The sequence below is a fragment of the Bacillus sp. 179-C3.3 HS genome, assembly GCF_047229225.1.
Taxonomy (GTDB): domain Bacteria; phylum Bacillota; class Bacilli; order Bacillales; family Bacillaceae; genus Bacillus.
On sequence record NZ_JBFEFT010000006.1, the window covers coordinates 51,634 to 70,040 of the forward strand.

Consider the following 18,407-nt stretch of genomic DNA (forward strand, 5'->3'; position numbering starts at 1 on the left):
CTTTATGTTCAAACTTGTTTCATTTTACAGAATTCATCAAGGAAAAGCAATGAAGGGAATAAGAGCAGGCCCTGCGATTCCTTCATCGACAGGGCCTGCACCAGCTTATCGTTTAATATCAAATTGATGTAAGAAACCTTCCCTTTGCTGCATCCTAAAGTACTCTTTAATCATATATGCAACCCCTTGTTCATCGTTAGAGCGTGTCACCCAATCAGCTTTACGCTTGACTGAATGAGGAGCATTCCCCATCGCGACGCCTAACCCAGCGAGTTCTAGCATTGGGATATCATCTGTTCCGTGGCCGATAACGACCGTATCTTCTAAAGTAAAACCAAGTTCAGAAGCTAAAAGAGAGAGGCCTGCTTCCTTTGAAACCCCTTTACAGACGATATTTAATTTTTCACCACTCATTTTAATCAGGTCAACTGATGGAAATGCTTGTTGGATCGTATGGTAAATCTCTTGTTGAAGCGACTCCGTCGAATATACTTCAATGACGGGTGTACTGACCGGTTCATCCATCAGCATATCACTTAACGATTCAACAAACTGTACTGGATAGAAGATCGGATCAGACGGATGGATCAATGTCTTTCCCATGAGTTGAGTTTGTGTTTTTTTCCGATTACCGATCGAGAACTTTTCATGAAGTAAACGTATATTACAATCAAAGCTTTCAAGAATTTGCACAAGATTAAATGTTTTATCTTCCGTTAATTTTTTCACATGAAGTGGTTCATCGAGCGTATTCGCGATAAAAGCACCACTATGCGTCACAAGTGTTGAAGATGATATCTTCAACGCCTTGGCAATTTTTTGCGCTGATCGAAAATGACGATTGGTAACGAGCGTCACGTATACCCCTTTTTTCTTTACATATTCCACAGCTTCCTTTGTAGCGGAATGGATCTTTCCATTGCTACGAAGTAAAGTCCCATCTATATTGAGTGCGAGTAGTTTTTTTGACACTGAGGCATCCCCCTTCTTGATGACTGTCCTTACGATGAGGATATGCCCTAACTAGTCGCTTTAGAACATGCAGTTGATGCTTGTGCTTCTTGATCCATCTATCAGATAAATAAAAAAAGCCTACCCCTAGGCTTTTTTTTATGTATGGTTTGGATGCGTAACAATAGAGGAATGAAGCTCCCCATAATCCCCTTTATCTTTCATACACCAAAGCATTGCTTTTATCAGATCCCCTTATGCTTTGTGTTTCTCCCTGAAGGCTTCTCTCTTCTCTGGCTACTCCCCGTAAATCCCAAGTGAAACGCACCCAACGAATCATAAAAGCACTAATTGAAAGCACTTTCAATTAGTATTATCGCAGAATTAAACCGCTTCGACAACCCTTTTTTTGAAGATATTCACGGCTTATGTTGAATGAGAAAAAGGGCGAATGCTATCGCCCTTTTCATTAATTTTCTTCTGTATTTCCGTAAAGCTCTTCAAGTGGCTTCATGATAATTTTATTTAATTCACCAATCAGCATACTGACTCGTTGTTCAGCTTCCATTAATTGAGAGATTTTATCGTGTTGCTGAACAAGTGCAACTGTTTTTTGCGCTTGCTCCACTTCTTCTTGTGTAATCTCTTGACCAGTCATTTGTTTTTGTTGAAGGTTTACTTGAATGTCACGGAAGTTCTCAAACATTCTTTTAGAGGATTCATCCTCGTTGACCTCATCATATAGCCTTCTTAAAGTTGAATATTCATCGCTATGACGCAGTGCTTTTTCAAGGTCATATGCAACATCATAAAGATTTACAGACATGTTATGTCTCCCTTCTATCCTTTATCACCGATGCGATCGGCGGACACCACTACACTATAACAAACTATGGCTTTCGTTTCACATATATACAATGAATTTCATCAAAATTTTCCTTCGTTGCATCAGATAAGCGTGACGAAAATGGCTTGAATGGCACCAATCAAACCGCCTAAAAAGCCGCCTAAAAACGTAATCATCTTAAGCTCTTTATTGGAAATACTCACGACAAGTTCTTCCATTTTTTCAAGCGGGAAGAGTTCAATTTGCTCACGAATGATGTCTTCAAATTGAAGTTTTGACAGCAATCCTTCTAACGCATTCGATGCCGCTTTGATTCCTTGATCAATCAGTTCTGGTACAACATGTGTTTTAAGATCTTCTGACACCGCACTCACATAAAATCCAACCGGCTTGTCTAACATCGGCTTTGTAGAGAAATATGTGTGCAACTGTTTTTTCACATGAAAGAGATGTTCCTTCACATTCCACTTTTCATCAAGGGCATGAAGTGATAACTGCTTCACCTTGTCCCATTCTTGATCGAGTAAATCTGTTAAAAACTTTTTTGTTTCTGGGTTTTTCAAGAACTTGATGATTTCAGGGTGTACACGGTCAATTAAACTTGAATTCCCTAGAAACATCTGAATCATACTGCCAAACATTCCTCGTTCTTTTAAGAAATCATCAATCATATTGCCAAGCCTTGCTTTTCCTTCCTCACTTTCAAAGTAATGAATACCTCTCGTTAACATATAATCTGCTACATCTGGTATTTTTGACGAGAGTTTGAGCTCTAGTTCATGAGGAAGCAATGCTGATAATGATTGTTGATCATGCTTTTCAAGTAAGGAATGGAGCTTCTGATCTGACCACCTCTGAAGCCATTCATCTGTTTGAACGTCAACTTGCGTTAGTCCGAATGTCTCTAAAAAGGAAGCAACGGACACCTCCATATGAGCACCCTTGTCGATATATTGATGAACGGTGTTTACGATCTCTTTCTTTGCTTCTGATGATTCAATTTTTTTTTGAATGCCAGCAGGTGTGAGCAGATGTTCCATCACCATGATTCCCACTTGCTTGGCTACTTCATCTCTTCTTTTAGGGATAAGACCCGGCGTAAATGGGAGCTTCATCCCAAATAAATAGTATGGTTTATACGGACGGAAAAGCATTTTTATCGCAAGATGATTTGTTGCTGCGCCTATGATTGCTCCTATTACAATCATGAAGATAAACGTTGTGAGTATATCCAAAATAGTCATCTACCTTTCAAAAAATCCCCAAATATGATGTTTTTTTATCTATTCGTATTATAGTTGTTGTCTAGATCTCAAGCAAATGAGGCTTGATCAAGCATATGTGATGAGTCCTTTCAATGACAATTTCGTATTCATCACACCATGCTTTTCCTATGCTCGGTTCATCAGATAAGATACAATGAAACCAAGTGTAAAATTGTTCCCTTTTTGTCGCGTTATTTCATTGTTTCAACAATAATCGCAAGGAGGCAGTGATGATATGATTTCTCATTTTCAATGGAAACCACTTTTTAAAAAAGCACAATTGCCTGGATGGAAAATATCCTTTTTTCACAATGGTGCACATTATGAAGGCATCTACCACAAATCAGGTGATATTGAATGGGGTTCACCCCTTCCCCCCCACGAAGTCGAACCTAGCTTAAAAGAAGAAATCCACGAATTAATGTTATTCCATGTCTATGATTAAACTGTTTAAGGAGCCTCGCCATGTTAGAAAAGTTAAAACTTGCATACGGTGAATATTTCATCAGCAAACCGACTAATGACAAACACATTCAATGGTATCAAACGGATGAAGGCGACATATTCGGAATAGACAAAACGAAGCTATCATCACGTGAAATCCTTCTTCTCAATTCATTCCTTACACCCATTGATAGATCTCATCAGCAGGAAACAGAAGATGAACAGAATTGGTACAATTATCTGTTTGAAAAAAAACCACTCACCGTAGACGCTTCCGTCCGTGTTCACTATTTCAAAATGGAACACCAAGCAGAACAAAGGCACCAAATAAAAGAGGCTGTTAGCAGCAGCCTCGAACGCACTCATTTCATTTGGACAAGTGCTGATACAGCCATGCTCATTCAAACAAACGCTACATCAGAAAATGCGGAATTAGATCAACTGAATGATCTGTCTCAAGCCATCACGTCTGATTTTTTAACCGATTGTATTTTTTTTCAAGGTCAGTTGCATTTACCAAACGAACACTTACGAGTGAAATTGTTGCAAGAACAGCAGCTCTTTTTATGGCTCATTCAACAGGGGAAGCTGAGATCATCTGTTACAACCTTTTATCATTGTCTGCCATCTCTCATTCGTTATGATCCGCTTGTCATGATTGACGCAATATCAGACGCCTTTCAAAACGCAGTATCTGATCGAGAAATGACTCACACCCTCATGACGTATATGCAATGTAATTTAAACGCAACACAAACGGCAAAAGCATTATATGTTCATCGAAATAGCCTTCAATATCGAATTGATAAATTTATTGAACGTACAGGCTTGGATGTCCGTCATTTTCCAGAAGCTTCGGCAGCTTATTTCATGATGAGTCTTCTTGATTTGTCATAACACATGGTCACAGTAGCACCCTGCCCAAAAAAGCAAATCAGATGTTGTGCATGTTGTCCATTTACAGTCTTTTGCCTATTTTATACACTTTACTTACAAGTGAAGCGCTTTCAAAAATAAAGGGATGGGAGGGTATCATCAATGGCAGAAATGATGCTCAATCAAATTTATAAAGTATATGACAATAAGGTAACAGCAGTCGATAACTTTAATCTACATATAGAGGATAAAGAATTTATTGTGTTTGTCGGTCCATCAGGGTGCGGTAAATCCACGACCCTTCGAATGATTGCCGGGCTTGAGGAAATTTCACAAGGGGACTTTTTATTAGACGGGAAACGAATGAACGACGTAGCACCGAAGGACCGCGATATTGCGATGGTGTTCCAAAATTATGCGTTATACCCTCATATGAACGTGTACGATAATATGGCCTTTGGATTAAAGCTACGAAAGTTTCCGAAAGCGGAAATTGATGAACGGGTTCGGAATGCGGCAAAAATTTTAGGGCTTGAACAATATTTAGATAGAAAACCAAAAGCACTATCAGGCGGACAAAGACAACGTGTTGCACTAGGCAGAGCGATTGTGAGAGATGCAAAAGTCTTTCTTTTAGATGAGCCATTGTCGAACCTTGATGCAAAGTTACGTGTTCAAATGCGTGCTGAAATCTCAAAGCTCCACCAGCGCCTGCAAACGACTTTCATTTATGTTACGCACGATCAGACTGAAGCAATGACCATGGCGACTCGCCTTGTGGTCATGAAAGACGGCTTTATCCAGCAAGTAGGTGCACCGAAGGATGTCTATGAGAATCCTCATAATGTCTTTGTTGGTGGGTTCATTGGATCTCCTGCCATGAACTTCTTTACAGGGAAACTATCTGACGGTGCAATTGCTGTTGGACAAACGCACATTCGTGTACCAGAAGGAAAAATGAAGGTCCTGCGGAGTCAAGGCTATATCGGAAAGGATGTCATCCTTGGCATTCGTCCCGAGGATTTCCATGATGAACCTGTCTTTTTGGAGGCATCTGAAGGGACAAAAATTGTGGCAAATGTAGAAGTAGCTGAACTCATGGGAGCAGAAACGATGCTTTATTCTTCTCTTGATGGTCAATCCTTTATTGCACGTGTTGATGCCCGTACACATGTTCAAGCTGGCCAGTCTTTACCGCTTGCCATCGATATGAATAAAGCTCACTTCTTCGATGCTGATAGTGAGGAACGCATTCGCTCAGCTGAATAATAGAAATCGCCCGACCATCACTCCTTTTGAGTGATGGTTTTTTCATGAAAAGAAAGGTGTCAACACAACATTTACCATGTTCTTTTTTCGTATGTTTTCTTTTGAATCAACCATAATATTTAGTACAAAGCGGGGATTACATTGGGTTACGCCAAGTGGCAAATGACTTGATCATTTCGCTGGTGCGATTCCAGCAAACCCAACCATAAACCAAATCATAATGATAAAGGAGATTCTCATCATGGCAAATTCTAATAGTTCAAATCAATTACTCGTTCCAGGAGCAGAGCAAGCAATCGATCAAATGAAATACGAAATCGCTTCTGAGTTTGGTGTAAACCTTGGGGCAGAAACAACATCTCGTGCAAACGGGTCAGTTGGTGGAGAAATCACAAAACGTCTTGTGTCTTACGCTCAGCAAAACCTTGGCGGAACAAACGCTTAATTTTATATCTGGTTAATAGGAGGCACCTCTTATGGTGTCTTCTTTTTTTGTTTTGATGCTTCACCAAATCCCTTTCTGTTCATATGATGATGACATGAGAAAGGGGCGTATCGTGTTGGACATCATGACTGGTCTAAATGTTGAACTCATCCAATTTGTTGGTCTGTCTTTATTATGTGAATATGCATATAATATTCAATCCTTTCACCTTTATAAAAAAAGCATGTCATAAATTTGTACCATTTTTTATCCTTTTCACTTATAGTATGTAGTGGAGGGATAGAACAGATGAAAATAGCTCTATTCGGTGCACATGGACGTGTAGGACAAGCATTTCTTCGTTTCGTTCAAGTAGATGATCGGTACATGGTCCGTTCATTGATTCGAACAAAACGTGAAGGTATGCTAGAAGGCATGTTTCAAGTCACCGGTAATTCAAGAAATCAAGAGGATGTGCTTGAGACCATAAAAGGTTCGGATATTGTAGTAAGTTGTCTGTCAACAGACGGCGATGACACCTTATCTGTTTCGATGGAGCATATCGTCCAAGCCATGCAGCAAACTGGTACAACAAGAATTATTACGATTGGCACTGCAGGTATCCTTAAAGCAAGGCAACAGCCAGAACTTTATCGCTTTGAAACAAATGAATCGAGGCGAACGACTACCCGTGCAGCTAAAGAACATGCCAAAGCGTTTGAAACCCTTCAAGCGACTGATCTAGATTGGACATTGATCTGTCCAACCTACTTACCAGATGGAGAAGTGACACGGTCATATCGCTATGAAAAAGACTTTCTCCCTATAGATGGAAAGAAAATTTCAGTTGAAGATACCGCACACTTTTTATATCAACAGTTAAATTCGAAGGAGTTCGTACAACAACGAGTCGGCATCGCTTATTAACGATAAGCCAACGCACATCTATCACAAACAAAAAGTCGAGCTGATTCAATCGGTCGACTTCTTACATGTGTAGATGTAACAAAGAGGCTCTCTCAATAGATAGAGCCTCTTCTCACTTTAAGTGCTAGCAACCGCACCCTTTTGCAGTTCGTACATTTGTGCATACAGCCCGTCTTGTTGCATGAGCTGTTCATGATCGCCTCGCTCGACAATTTCCCCCTTCTCTAATACCAAAATCATATCGGACTTCTTAATCGTAGAGAGTCGATGTGCGATGACAAAGGTTGTTCGTCCTTCTTTGACAACGTCAAGCGCTCGCTGAATGATGGCTTCTGTTTCTGTATCGATATTGGCGGTCGCTTCATCTAAAATTAAGATCGCTGGATCATACGCTAACGCGCGGGCAAATGAAATCAATTGACGTTCCCCAGAGGAGAGCGTACTTCCCTTTTCAACGACTGGCTCATCAAACCCTAGCGGTAAGTGTTTCAATAAGTCTGTTGCCCCGACTTGCTTGAGAGACGTTTCAATCGTTTCCCTGCTCATTTCTTCATTCCCGAGACTGACATTCGATGCAATCGTTCCAGAGAATAAATACGGATCTTGCAGGACAATCCCCATTTGCTTGCGTAACGTTTGTCGTGACTTTAGATTAATACTTTCCCCATCAATGAGAATATCCCCCTGCTGGATATCATAAAAGCGTAGTAGTACATTCATGATTGAGCTTTTTCCAGAGCCTGTATGCCCAACTAGCGCGATGGTTTGACCTTTTTTTGCTTCAAATGAAATGTTCTTTAAGACGTTTTTCCCTTCTTGATAAGCAAACGTCACATCTTGAAATACAACGTGCCCTTCTATTTTCTCATCAGCAGGCTCCTCCACTTTTGTACCTGACTCATCTAATAAACGAAAGACCCTTTCAGCGGAAACCCTTGCTAATTCCAATCGTGAAAATTGATTCACGATGCCTGTAATCGGCTGAAACAATCGATTTAAATAATCAACAAACGCATAGAGCACCCCGATTGACACAATGCCTGACGCACTTAACGAGGCACCGCCAAAATACCAAATAAGCGCAACATACGCTAAATTACGAAGCAGGCTAACCAAGTTATGTGAAAGGAGCGAATTTAAATGAAGCATCTTTCGCTTATATTGATAGTGCTGATGATTCAGTTCATCAAATTCCTCTTTCGTTGCTTTTTCATGACGAAATGCTTGAATAATCGTCATCCCTTGAATCGCTTCATTTAGCTTGGCGTTGATTTCACTAATGATGGAGCGAATACGGTGATTATACACTGATGCAAACTTCCGATAGGTCAGCGACCATATGAAAATAATCGGCACAGCGACTAAACAAATGAGTGCCAGCTTCACATTTAATAAAAACATGGCGATGTAGATTCCAACCATGTAAATGGCACTTGTCACAAAATTAGCGAGTACCGTCACATATAAATCACGAATGGTTTCTGTGTCATTCGTAATCCGTGCAACCACTTTCCCAGCAGGCAAATTATCAAAATACTGGATTGGCAACGTTTGAATGTGTTCAAACACGTCTACTCTCATTTTTTGAATAATCCGATTCGCAATTCGCTGGAGCAAATAATGTTGCCCATATTGAAAGAAAATCGCAATGATCAGTAGACCTAGATAAAACAGTACAAGCTGAACCAAACCACTGATTTCTGGTTGATAAAAAGCAAAAATCTCTTCTTTCGATAAACGCTGTACATCATAGGTTTGACGCTCGTTCCCATTTTCAATGGTGAGCTGATCTCCCGATATCGATCGATTGCCATCAAAACGAATTGGCTCCTCAACCAAATAGTAGGCAAATCCGACCTGCATGACATTGATTTGATTTCCAGCTTCACTTTCACTCTTGAATCGATCACTTCGGATATACTCTTTTCCTTGATAATGAACGGTTTCATCTGTCTGTTCATTTACTTCAACATACGGTTTTTCTACGCCTAGAATATGATCATCAATCATTTTCTTTCCGATAAAAGGCCCTGTTAATTCAGCCCCCACCGCAATGATGAGAAAGATTAAGGCGATGGATAGTATTTTTTTATAAAGGAGTGCATAGGCAAGGAGTCTTCTTCCTGTTGTCATGCCCCATCCCCTCCTTCCAGCCTGTTTTCCAGCTGCTGACGTAGAAATTGTTCTTTGTACCATCCTTCTTGCTGAATGAGTTCTTGATGCGTTCCTTTTTGGACGATTCGCCCTTCCTCCATCACGAGAATGAGATCCGCATGCACAACAGCTGATAGGCGATGTGTTGTGATAAACGTCGTTTTCCCTTGTCGATTTTGCCTTAAATTCTTTAAAATAGCGGTTTCCGTTTTTGCATCAACGGCTGATAACGAATCATCTAAAATCAAAATGTCCGGATCAATTAGTAAAGCACGGGCAATGGAAATCCGCTGCTTCTGTCCACCTGACAGCGCCACACCTTTTTCCCCAACCATGGTTTCCAATCCTTCTGACAACAAGTGTAAATCCTTTTCAAAGTAAGCGTCTTTGATCGCCTCTTCTAATTCACTTTGCTTCGCATTCATATGACCAAAACGCATATTCTCTTCTACACTTTTCGAGAAAAGGATATGGTCTTGTGGTACATAACCAATCCATTGAAATAACTGATCCATTGAAATGTCTTGAATCGGAACACCTGATAACAGGATTTGACCATCACCTGTTGGATACTGGCGCAAGAGCTGTTTCACGATGGTTGTTTTGCCGCTCCCCGTTTTTCCTGTGATGCCAATCGTTTGCCCTTTTCGAACGGTAAAGGACACATCGATTAAATTGTCTTTAGAGGAGGTTGGATATCTGAACGTAACATGATCAAATTGAATATCACCGGGCTCTTGTAACGTTTTTGGCTCGGCAGCATCTGTTACATCTGGCTTGTAGCTGAGGGTATGATTTAACCGATCTAACGATGCACTACCCCTTTGCATAATATTAATCAACTCACCAATCGCAAACATCGGCCAGATCATCATGCCAAGATATACGTTAAATGCGACAAGTTCACCAATGGTTAAATCACTTTGGAACACAAGATAAGCTCCGTAGCCAATCCCAATTAAATAACTGATCCCAACAAGCAGCTTCACGGTCGGCTCAAATAATGAATCTACCGTCGCCACACGCATGTTTTTTCGAAACACATCCTCCGTCATTTGACGAAAGCGTGCAACATCCTGCTTTTCTTGCACAAATGAGCGGATGACCCGAACACCTGCGACTGATTCCAACACCCGATCGTTCATATCACCAAATGCATCTTGAGCCACTGTAAAGCGCTCATGAATCTTACTGCCATAAAATGCGATCAAGATCGCCATCAGCGGCATCGGGATAATAGACATCAAGGTTAATTTCCAGCTAATCGTCAGTCCCATCGTCAAAAAGATCATGAGCATATATGCAGTGGAATCAACCAACGTTAGCACACCAAAGCCTGTTGTTAAGGCAACAGCATTCAAATCATTTGTCCCTAATGCCATTAAGTTGCCGGTTTTTTTCTTTTCATAAAAGGTAGGGGTCATTTTAAGTAAATGACGCATGAGTTTTCCCCGCATCACACGCTCCATCACATTTGCTCCGCCAAATAACTGATACATCCATACATACGTGAGCGTGTACACGATAACGCCAAGTACACAAAAGATGGTCACATAAAACACTAAACTAGATGTTGTAAATTGACCGGAACGAATGTCGTCAACTGCCTGCCCAAGATATCTAGGTGGCAGCATTTCAAGTACATTCACAATGAGGAGAAAGGTAATGGCGATGGTGTACCTCCGCCATTCTTTTTTAAAGAACCAGCTTAATTTACCGAATACTGAAAACATGTTTGTCGCTCCTTTTAAAGCTAGCCGCTTTCTATTTTTTCCTGGCTCTCACTTTGATTACGTTTCTGTGCTTTTGTCATTTGTCTCGCTTTGGGCATGTTCACATGCTTCCACTCCTCTACTTTGTATTTTGCTGACACCATTTCTTTATTTCGAGATTCGAAATGTCATCAACAAAAAAAGAGGCGACCAGTTGTCTGGTACGCCTCTTTTTTACATGATAAAAAGGCGCATGTTGAAAAATACGCAACACACGCCTTAATTCATCCAATCAATTGGAACAAAACAGTTCCTTTTCAATGACCAATGAAGGTGTACTTGTCACGTGAATCAATCTATTCATATAGTTTGATTTCATTCTTCTCATCTTGCACATGACATTTCCTCCTTTTGGCTCTTACATCTTTTTTTATCTTATAGTGGCTGTCACCAATTTGTCAATAAACTTTTTACAATAAATGAAATTTTCTAATAAATAAACACATACGTTGATGTGTATCTTTTCATCCCAACGGGTATACCATGAATGTAATGACTCCTTTTGAAAGGAATGAGGACATTGTTTCAAGCTGATCGGATGGTCGTTGCGTTTGATGGACATGAAGACAGTAAGAAAGCTTTGAAAAAAGCAATCGCTTTAGCCAAAACCTTGCATGCCAAGCTAACGGTCGTTTATGCACATGATGGCAAGTCAAGTAGACAGATATTTGATGCCCCTCGGCCGATGACTGGAGGAGCCTATATCGGTGGTGGTATAGCAGACCTTCAAACACCTCCTGTATATGTACCACATGACGAACAAGAAAGCCCTTTGATTTTTGAGGATCATACTGAAGAGGTCGTTGCAGAAGCGAAGATGCTTTTAAATGAAGAACAATTTGAAGCGATGATCGAAATTGTCGAAGGAGAACCTGCAGAAGCGATCATTGAATATGCAGAAGACATATCAGCCGATCTCATCGTCATGGGAGCACGTGATCAAAGTAGATTGAAAAAATTGCTATTTGGCAGTGTGAGTGAAAAGTTATCATCCAAATCAGATATTCCCGTACTGATCGTAAAATAAATGCCTGATAGGGCTTATTTTAGCCCTGTTGCCTATACTTCGCATCATCCTCATCATAAAGAGAGGCTGTAAACCTATGTTTACAGCCTTTATTATTTATGAAGGGACAGATGTCTCATGCTTAATCTTTTGCTGAAACCCTTCCTGTACTCGTTTTGTGATCTCTCCTGGCACACCATTTCCGATTGGTTGACCGTCTATTTCAATGATTGGTACCACTTCAGCTGTCGTTGAACTAATAAAAATTTCTTGTGCACGCAGCAGGTCTGCTTTGCACAAACGGGTTTCTTCCACACCAATACCTTGCTCCTCACATACTTGTAACAGCTTTCTACGTGTAATTCCATTTAAAATAAGGTTGGTTGCTGGGTGAGTACGAATCACACCATCAATGACGGCATATACATTCGAGGAGGTTCCTTCAGTTACAAAACCGTCCCTCACTAAAATCGCTTCAAATGCACCAGCTTCAGAAGCTTTCTGCTTCTCCATCACGTTATATAAAAGATTCAAACTTTTGATATCACATCTTAACCAGCGAAGGTCCTCTGATAACACAGCCTTTGCACCAGCCGTTTGTTCTTGAACGGGCTTTTTCACTTGGAATGTATAGGCTGTGATTTGAGGTGTAAGAGAATCAGGATATTGATGTTTACGAGGTGCTACTCCTCGTGTCACTTGAATATAAAGACCGCCATCCGTTAATTCATTTTCAGAGACGAGTTGCTTTAATTTGTTTTCCATATCTGATACCGTACCTTGCAGATGAATGCCGATTTCTTTTGCACTCTTGAAGAGTCGTTCCGTGTGCTCTTTTAATGTGAATAAAGTTCCATTGTAAACACGGATAACCTCATAGACGCCATCACCAAATTGATAGCCTCTGTCTTCAATATCAACAAATGCATCTTCTTTTTCAATGAAATCTCCATTGTACAATACTTTCATATGGATTCTCCCCTTCGCTTTGCTTTAATGGTTGAGTCTGATGCTATCTTAGCGAATAAATGTAAACGTTTCAACCGTGAATTTATCTCACATTCAGTGGATAACCTTTCATTTTAACAAATATAGATTCATAACCAAAAAGATTCCAATGATTTAGGATCTTCTATATTCATAGGCTAGATTTTCCTGTATACTTACTTGATATAAGAACGACAAAAAACTGTGAAAAAAGACAGATTCCACAACACGATTCGACACAAACTTATTGATTTATTGGAGCGATTGTCATGCAACGGGTTACCAACAAAAAACAGACACCTTCCAATACGCTGCTTCTCTCAAAAGCGATTGGGTTAGTCATTCTTACACTCATCCTCATTTTCATTTGGGATATGTCGAAAACCAACATGGAAGCGGCAGATCAACAAGAAGATGTGTCAGTCAGCAGTGAATTTCGAGACACCAGTAAAAGCCTAAAAGCAAAAGATGATTCGAAGAAAACATTGAATGGACATTTTAAGATCAATCAAGACAAAAAGATCACTGATCAAACGATCTTTTTAACATTTGATGACGGTCCTTCCGCTTCATCAAATCAGCTATTAAACGTACTAAAAGCACATGATGTCAAAGCGACATTCTTTATGCTTGGGCCACAAATCAAAGAATACCCTGCAGCTGTCAAAAGACTGCACAAAGAAGGCCATCAGCTAGGACTTCATGGGATGACACATGATGTGAAACGCTTTTACAAAGGGGATTCCCCCGTCAATGAGATGAAAGAAAATCAACGTATTTTGGCGTCTGTCACAGACGAGTATACCAATCTAGTGAGAACCCCTTATGGCAGTGTCCCGCATTTAACAGATCGACAAAAAACGCGTTTAAAACAAGAGGGCTTCATCTACTGGGATTGGACCATTGATAGCCTTGACTGGAAATATAAAAACTCAAAGTACGTTCCAGAGGTATTGAATCAATTGCAAGTGCTTGAAACAAAATACCCGAAAGAACCAAAAATTATTTTATTACACGATCAGCCAGCGACAGCCACCTATTTAAATCGGCTGATTACTCAGTTAAAAGCCAAGGGATATCATTTCGCTGTCCTTGACGAAACAATGAAGCCGCTACAACAATAACCACAAAGCCCGCACCTTTTGGATGCGGGCTTGTTTTTATAAAGCGTTCACGAGATCTCCAATTTTCTCATGAAACACAAGATCAAATAATGGATCAAAGGCTGTTTCACTCATATTCACCATTACTTTAAAAATAGAGGGAATCCGAGCAGCATCCTCCGGAATGTATCTTGCTGGTGCCACCTCTAGAGATGTCCCCATCACCAATAGCACGTCAGTTTGCATCATTGACCGTTCGACTTGTTCAAAATGCTGCACCATGTCTCCGAATAGCACCACATCGGTTTTTAACACACGACCACACTTGCATCCATTTGAAGCAATCTTTTGACAGATCGGTACATCTTCTTTTAATAAATAAGGCAAATCATACTCCGCTTTACACGCCGGACATGTCGCTGTTTGAATGGAACCATGCAGTTCATAGACATGCTGACTCCCCGCCTTTTTATGCAATCCATCAATATTTTGGGTGAAAATATCAACCTGTTTTCCCTGCTTCTCAAGATCCGCCAAAAAGGAGTGCCCTGCATTTGGTTCATATGTGCCACTCATTTTCATTTGAAACAGATCCTTGAATTTTGGCCAAAATTGATGAGGGTGCGATAAAAAGTAGGAACGACTCATCGCCTCCATCCGAGACGAATCCTCTGTCCATACACCACCTGTCGACCTGAAATCTGGAATACCGGATTCTGTGCTCATCCCTGCACCTGTAAGGACTGTGATATGGTTCGCTTGTGCCAGCCTGTTTCTTAGCACTGCCACTTTTGTTTGATCCACTCTTTTTCCCCCTTTATTCACCTAACTGCTTTTCACCCTTTTGCTCCATATAAATGGTCTGTCCAGGGAAGGCAAATTCTACACCTTCTTGATGGAAAATATCAATGATTCGATAATTAATGTCTTGTTTAATATCAAGGTTTTCAGCCCACGCTGTTGTATTAGTGTAAAAGTTGAAAAATAAGTTTAAATAGCTATCTGCCAATAAATCAAGGTTCACCATAATCGTTTCTGGATGAACACCATCATGCTCATTTAGCATTTATTTTAGACGCTTAATACAACGATCAATGTTTTCCTTCGGTGTATTGTAGGAAACACGAACCGAGAATGTAATTTGACGCTTATTCATTCTTGTCCAATTGGTAATAGGCTCTTTTGATAGGGTCGAATTCGGTACCGTCACAACCGCTTCAGCGGGTGTACGAAACTTTGTGCTTCTAAACGTAATGTCCTCAACCGTACCTAACACACTCGGTGTCTCTACAAAATCGCCCATTGTAAACGGCTTTTCCGTGATGATCACAATGCCCCCGAAGAAGTTCGCCACTGTATCCTGCGCTGCCAATGCAAAAGCTAGCCCTCCTAGCCCAAGACCTGCCACTAGTCCGTTCACATCATAATTAAATTCTTGTGCAATGATACTAATACTTAGCGCAATAATTATGAAACGAAGCACCTTTGATAAAAAGGGCGCTAGAATGTCATCCATTTCTAATTCAAATTTAGAATTCACCTTTTGAAATAAAAAAGATGATGCGGCTGTTAAATTACAAAGCCCCCACGTGATCATCATAATAATCGAGGATCTATAAAGCTTCACGATGACATCCATATGGTGCTCAAAAAAGGGTGCCTGTCTTAAAGCCAAATAAACACCGATTGCGACAAAAAACAGCCGAGCTGGTTTTTCAAATGCCACCACAACCTGATTGATGACCTCGGTTTTAGACCGGTTTGTCAGCCTAAAGAGAATATGAAACAAGTACTTCGTAAACACCTTACGAAGCAATAAAAATAGCATTAAAATACAAAGGCTAATCCCGATTTGGATTGCCACATCCACTGTGAAATATGAATCTATCCACTTTTGTGTAAACATGTCTATCTCTCTCCTTTAAATCATTCCTCTCTAGTTTATAATATGATCTTCGTTCATGTCTTCACTTAAATGTCTCTATTATAAAAGCCTCGGGACATGTCCCGAGGCATAAAGGTTTTATTATGAATTTTTTCTTGAGACATATTGACGGGCAGCACACTACTTTTTCTTCTGAGCCTGATCAAGGAGAGTCGCTTTAAACATTTCAGCATCCGTTTCTGCCTTAATACGTTCTTCCACTTTAATTCTCCCTTTACCCAATCATCTCGCCTCCTTTTTTTCATTATAAAACATCAGAATTTTCAGTCAACATGACGAAAGCACTAATATTTTGACGAACGCTGATAATTGGGACGAAATTGATCGAAGAAACATTGATGTCTTTCAATGTACTCAAAGTGAACTCGGTCTATTCCTTCAACTTTCCACATGGATATCCCTTCATGTCTAGACACATCATGTATCATGATCACATACGCTGCTCGTTCTCTCCATATAAATAAGGCAAAGCTACATTGCTTTTGTTATGATGAGACGAGAACTTATTTCAGGGAGCTGGGTCATGTGTATATTATCGCGCATAGAGGATCATCAAGCGTTGCCCCAGAAAATACGATCGCCGCATTTGATTTAGCTGTTCAACAGGGCGCAGATTATATTGAATTGGACGTTCAACTGACCATGGATCAACAAGTCGTTGTCATACATGATGAGACCGTAGACAGAACGACCAACGGAAATGGCTTAGTGAAGCGTTATTCACTGAATCAGCTAAAAAAGCTGGATGCAGGCAGTTGGTTTGATCCACAATATGCAAATGAACGAATACCCACGTTACAAGAAATTCTCGAAAGGTATAGCCAGCGCATTGGCATCCTTATTGAGATCAAACATCCTAAACGACAAATCGGAATTGAAAAACAAGTGGTCGATATCGTGAAGCGCTTTTCCTATTCGCGTCATATCATGGTTCAATCCTTTGATGGCAATGCGCTCAAGAGAATCAAAGCTGATCATCCTTCACTTCGCACAGCTTACATCATCAAACCATCCATCTTAAAACTGGCGAAAAGAAAATTGGCTTTGTACAGTCGCTTCTCTGATTGTCTAAATATGAAGAAAACCATGATCAATCGTTTTTGGATAGATCGCATTCACTCATTCGGCATGGATGTGTTTATATGGACAATTAAAAATCGAAAAACAGCCGAATGGATTAAAAGATATCCTATTGATGGCGTCGTGACAGATTTCCCGCCATATTTTTCAAAGGAGACATGTTCTAAATGAAACTTTATCTCGCCGTTTTCACTGGTGGATTCATTGGCACTCTATGTAGATATGCGCTCAGTCAAACGGTCGTCAGCCAAACCTTTCCCTATGCAACACTGATCGAGAATATGGCAGGCAGCCTGCTTCTTGGCTATTTAACAGGATACTTTATGTTTCACAAAAGGAAAAAGTACCTCGCCTCTTTTACCGGAACAGGATTTTGTGGGGGTTTTACGACGATGTCCACTTTTTCTAAAGAAACTGTGCTTCTATTACAGACCGGACAATTCACTGCAGGCACATTATACATATTGCTCTCCGTCATTGCAGGAGTAGCCGCCGCATTCATAGGTCTTCTCATCGCTCAGCGACACTATCAACCAAGTTTATCTGAGAAAGGAGCAGACTAAATGATTGTTTTTTATACAGCTCTTGCCGGAGGGATTGGCAGTGCCATTCGTTTTTTCATCAGCCAATTGGCTCAGAAAACGCAGTTACATTCTCGTTTCCCATTTGGCATTCTCCTTATTAATTTATTGGGCGCAGCCGGTCTAGGTTTACTGACAGGTTCGGTTCATTCTCAACCACTGCTTACCATCATTGGGACAGGTTTTTTCGGTGGCTTTACGACTTTCTCTACTTTTAGTGTAGAGTCCGCTCATATGCTCATGCAGCGGCAAATCGGCAAGCTAGTGTTCTATATGGTAGGGACGATATTAGGGTCTTTATCCCTTTTTGCTCTGTTCTATCAAATCGGACAAACCTTGTTTTAAATCGTCGTGATGGCAGCTAAACTAATGAGCAGTTGATTCATGAGCTGTCGTTTCATGAGAAACAGTGTTTTCTCGCTATAGCCGATTTCCATTGCACACTTTGCCATTCGCCAATCTCGAAAATACTTGTAATCAATCAGTTGCTGCTCTATGTCATCCAATTCTTTTAATGCTGTTTCAATACAAGCCACAATGAGCTCATACTGTTGTTTCTGCTCCTCTAACTTCTGTCTTGTCAAGTGATCTTGTTGCAGAGGGCTTCGTTTTTCAAGTTGCCTTTCAATATTCGAGATTGCCGCTTGGTAATTCTTAAAGTTTTTTAAATGAAACTCAATTCGTTTGATTGAGGTTTTTTTCTCCGTTATACTCGCAGTTTCATACCAAAGCATGTCCATCCTCCTTAACGAACGTTTGTTCTTATTGTATACGAA

20 protein-coding genes and 1 pseudogene are annotated in these 18,407 nt (G+C 40.4%); 11 read left to right on the plus strand and 10 right to left on the minus strand.

Annotation, left to right across the window (positions count from 1 at the left end):
• Window positions 1–105: 105 nt before the first annotated feature.
• From AB1K80_RS05975 to AB1K80_RS05985, 3 genes are all read right to left on the minus strand, one after another.
• Complete coding sequence (locus AB1K80_RS05975; RefSeq protein ID WP_412855711.1) at window positions 106–972, minus strand: Cof-type HAD-IIB family hydrolase; 867 nt, start codon at window positions 970–972, stop codon at window positions 106–108.
• Between the two features lie 448 nt (window positions 973–1,420).
• Complete coding sequence (locus AB1K80_RS05980) at window positions 1,421–1,777, minus strand: YlbF family regulator (RefSeq protein WP_412855712.1); 357 nt, start codon at window positions 1,775–1,777, stop codon at window positions 1,421–1,423.
• Window positions 1,778–1,899: 122 nt separating this feature from the next.
• Window positions 1,900–3,033, minus strand: a complete 1,134-nt coding sequence (locus AB1K80_RS05985; protein WP_412855713.1) for a DUF445 domain-containing protein — start codon at window positions 3,031–3,033, stop codon at window positions 1,900–1,902.
• Between the two features lie 265 nt (window positions 3,034–3,298).
• Between AB1K80_RS05985 and AB1K80_RS05990 the strand changes: the two genes are divergently transcribed.
• The 6 genes from AB1K80_RS05990 to AB1K80_RS06015 all read left to right on the plus strand — a co-directional run bounded on the left by AB1K80_RS05990 (window position 3,299) and on the right by AB1K80_RS06015 (window position 7,003).
• On the plus strand, window positions 3,299–3,508 hold the full coding sequence (locus tag AB1K80_RS05990) for a YheE family protein (RefSeq protein ID WP_412855714.1): 210 nt from the start codon (window positions 3,299–3,301) through the stop codon (window positions 3,506–3,508).
• Window positions 3,509–3,528: 20 nt separating this feature from the next.
• Window positions 3,529–4,404 carry a helix-turn-helix domain-containing protein gene (locus tag AB1K80_RS05995; protein ID WP_412855715.1) on the plus strand — a complete coding sequence of 292 codons (876 nt, stop codon included), beginning with the start codon at window positions 3,529–3,531 and terminating at the stop codon, window positions 4,402–4,404.
• 141 nt (window positions 4,405–4,545) lie between these two features.
• On the plus strand, window positions 4,546–5,652 hold the full coding sequence (locus tag AB1K80_RS06000; protein ID WP_412855716.1) for an ABC transporter ATP-binding protein: 1,107 nt from the start codon (window positions 4,546–4,548) through the stop codon (window positions 5,650–5,652).
• 241 nt (window positions 5,653–5,893) lie between these two features.
• Window positions 5,894–6,097: an alpha/beta-type small acid-soluble spore protein gene (locus AB1K80_RS06005; RefSeq protein WP_289382080.1), complete on the plus strand. Its 204-nt coding sequence runs from the start codon at window positions 5,894–5,896 to the stop codon at window positions 6,095–6,097.
• A 31-nt stretch (window positions 6,098–6,128) separates the two neighbouring features.
• Window positions 6,129–6,329, plus strand: a complete 201-nt coding sequence (locus tag AB1K80_RS06010; protein WP_412855717.1) for a hypothetical protein — start codon at window positions 6,129–6,131, stop codon at window positions 6,327–6,329.
• Window positions 6,330–6,385: 56 nt separating this feature from the next.
• Window positions 6,386–7,003: an NAD(P)-dependent oxidoreductase gene (locus tag AB1K80_RS06015; protein WP_412855718.1), complete on the plus strand. Its 618-nt coding sequence runs from the start codon at window positions 6,386–6,388 to the stop codon at window positions 7,001–7,003.
• Window positions 7,004–7,120: 117 nt separating this feature from the next.
• Here AB1K80_RS06015 and AB1K80_RS06020 read toward each other — a convergent pair whose 3' ends face one another.
• Together AB1K80_RS06020 and AB1K80_RS06025 are read right to left on the minus strand one after the other, a co-directional pair.
• Window positions 7,121–9,136 carry an ABC transporter ATP-binding protein gene (locus AB1K80_RS06020; protein ID WP_412855719.1) on the minus strand — a complete coding sequence of 672 codons (2,016 nt, stop codon included), beginning with the start codon at window positions 9,134–9,136 and terminating at the stop codon, window positions 7,121–7,123.
• Window positions 9,133–10,890, minus strand: coding sequence for an ABC transporter ATP-binding protein (locus tag AB1K80_RS06025; protein ID WP_412855720.1), 1,758 nt, complete (start codon window positions 10,888–10,890; stop codon window positions 9,133–9,135). The genes AB1K80_RS06020 and AB1K80_RS06025 overlap by 4 nt, the downstream gene beginning before the upstream one ends.
• A gap of 559 nt (window positions 10,891–11,449) precedes the next feature.
• Between AB1K80_RS06025 and AB1K80_RS06030 the strand changes: the two genes are divergently transcribed.
• Window positions 11,450–11,956: a universal stress protein gene (locus AB1K80_RS06030; protein ID WP_412855721.1), complete on the plus strand. Its 507-nt coding sequence runs from the start codon at window positions 11,450–11,452 to the stop codon at window positions 11,954–11,956.
• A 96-nt stretch (window positions 11,957–12,052) separates the two neighbouring features.
• Here the strand turns inward: AB1K80_RS06030 and dat are convergent, their stop codons facing one another.
• On the minus strand, window positions 12,053–12,904 hold the full coding sequence (dat, locus tag AB1K80_RS06035) for a D-amino-acid transaminase (protein ID WP_412855722.1): 852 nt from the start codon (window positions 12,902–12,904) through the stop codon (window positions 12,053–12,055).
• Between the two features lie 287 nt (window positions 12,905–13,191).
• On the opposite strand from dat, the gene AB1K80_RS06040 reads away from it, so the two are divergent.
• Window positions 13,192–14,046 (plus strand): polysaccharide deacetylase family protein, encoded by an 855-nt coding sequence (locus tag AB1K80_RS06040; RefSeq protein ID WP_412855723.1) that lies wholly within the window; start codon window positions 13,192–13,194, stop codon window positions 14,044–14,046.
• A 36-nt stretch (window positions 14,047–14,082) separates the two neighbouring features.
• Here AB1K80_RS06040 and AB1K80_RS06045 read toward each other — a convergent pair whose 3' ends face one another.
• The 3 genes and pseudogenes from AB1K80_RS06045 to AB1K80_RS06055 all read right to left on the minus strand — a co-directional run bounded on the left by AB1K80_RS06045 (window position 14,083) and on the right by AB1K80_RS06055 (window position 16,192).
• A complete protein-coding gene (locus AB1K80_RS06045; RefSeq protein ID WP_412855787.1) occupies window positions 14,083–14,814 on the minus strand; it encodes an NAD-dependent protein deacylase in 732 nt (243 codons plus the stop codon).
• Window positions 14,815–14,842: 28 nt separating this feature from the next.
• Window positions 14,843–15,931, minus strand: a pseudogene (locus AB1K80_RS06050) (mechanosensitive ion channel family protein).
• Between the two features lie 159 nt (window positions 15,932–16,090).
• Complete coding sequence (locus AB1K80_RS06055) at window positions 16,091–16,192, minus strand: YhdX family protein (protein ID WP_412855724.1); 102 nt, start codon at window positions 16,190–16,192, stop codon at window positions 16,091–16,093.
• A 303-nt stretch (window positions 16,193–16,495) separates the two neighbouring features.
• On the opposite strand from AB1K80_RS06055, the gene AB1K80_RS06060 reads away from it, so the two are divergent.
• Genes AB1K80_RS06060 through crcB (AB1K80_RS06070) form a run of 3 tightly spaced genes read left to right on the plus strand, consistent with a single transcriptional unit; the run spans window position 16,496 to window position 17,976 of the window.
• Entirely contained in the window at window positions 16,496–17,221 is a 726-nt protein-coding gene (locus tag AB1K80_RS06060; protein ID WP_412855725.1) for a glycerophosphodiester phosphodiesterase, read from the plus strand.
• Window positions 17,218–17,613, plus strand: a complete 396-nt coding sequence (gene crcB, locus AB1K80_RS06065; protein WP_412855726.1) for a fluoride efflux transporter CrcB — start codon at window positions 17,218–17,220, stop codon at window positions 17,611–17,613. Before AB1K80_RS06060 ends, crcB (AB1K80_RS06065) begins: the two co-directional genes overlap by 4 nt.
• A complete protein-coding gene (gene crcB / locus AB1K80_RS06070) occupies window positions 17,614–17,976 on the plus strand; it encodes a fluoride efflux transporter CrcB (protein ID WP_412855727.1) in 363 nt (120 codons plus the stop codon).
• Here crcB (AB1K80_RS06070) and AB1K80_RS06075 read toward each other — a convergent pair.
• Window positions 17,973–18,365, minus strand: a complete 393-nt coding sequence (locus AB1K80_RS06075) for a transcriptional regulator (RefSeq protein ID WP_412855728.1) — start codon at window positions 18,363–18,365, stop codon at window positions 17,973–17,975. The two genes, crcB (AB1K80_RS06070) and AB1K80_RS06075, sit on opposite strands and share 4 nt — an antisense overlap.
• Window positions 18,366–18,407: the final 42 nt, after the last annotated feature.

What these genes read in the sequence shown, in the direction of transcription:
- crcB (WP_412855727.1), top strand. Translation starts at nt 17,614, where the DNA reads ATGATTGTTTTTTATACAGCTCTTGCCGGAGGGATTGGCAGTGCCATT.
- AB1K80_RS06040 (WP_412855723.1), top strand. Translation starts at nt 13,192, where the DNA reads ATGCAACGGGTTACCAACAAAAAACAGACACCTTCCAATACGCTGCTT.
- AB1K80_RS06000 (WP_412855716.1), top strand. Translation starts at nt 4,546, where the DNA reads ATGGCAGAAATGATGCTCAATCAAATTTATAAAGTATATGACAATAAG.
- dat (WP_412855722.1), bottom strand. Translation starts at nt 12,904, where the DNA reads ATGAAAGTATTGTACAATGGAGATTTCATTGAAAAAGAAGATGCATTT.
- AB1K80_RS05990 (WP_412855714.1), top strand. Translation starts at nt 3,299, where the DNA reads ATGATTTCTCATTTTCAATGGAAACCACTTTTTAAAAAAGCACAATTG.
- AB1K80_RS05995 (WP_412855715.1), top strand. Translation starts at nt 3,529, where the DNA reads ATGTTAGAAAAGTTAAAACTTGCATACGGTGAATATTTCATCAGCAAA.
- AB1K80_RS06075 (WP_412855728.1), bottom strand. Translation starts at nt 18,365, where the DNA reads ATGCTTTGGTATGAAACTGCGAGTATAACGGAGAAAAAAACCTCAATC.
- AB1K80_RS06025 (WP_412855720.1), bottom strand. Translation starts at nt 10,890, where the DNA reads ATGTTTTCAGTATTCGGTAAATTAAGCTGGTTCTTTAAAAAAGAATGG.
- crcB (WP_412855726.1), top strand. Translation starts at nt 17,218, where the DNA reads ATGAAACTTTATCTCGCCGTTTTCACTGGTGGATTCATTGGCACTCTA.
- AB1K80_RS06020 (WP_412855719.1), bottom strand. Translation starts at nt 9,136, where the DNA reads ATGACAACAGGAAGAAGACTCCTTGCCTATGCACTCCTTTATAAAAAA.
- AB1K80_RS06005 (WP_289382080.1), top strand. Translation starts at nt 5,894, where the DNA reads ATGGCAAATTCTAATAGTTCAAATCAATTACTCGTTCCAGGAGCAGAG.
- AB1K80_RS06010 (WP_412855717.1), top strand. Translation starts at nt 6,129, where the DNA reads ATGGTGTCTTCTTTTTTTGTTTTGATGCTTCACCAAATCCCTTTCTGT.
- AB1K80_RS06015 (WP_412855718.1), top strand. Translation starts at nt 6,386, where the DNA reads ATGAAAATAGCTCTATTCGGTGCACATGGACGTGTAGGACAAGCATTT.
- AB1K80_RS05980 (WP_412855712.1), bottom strand. Translation starts at nt 1,777, where the DNA reads ATGTCTGTAAATCTTTATGATGTTGCATATGACCTTGAAAAAGCACTG.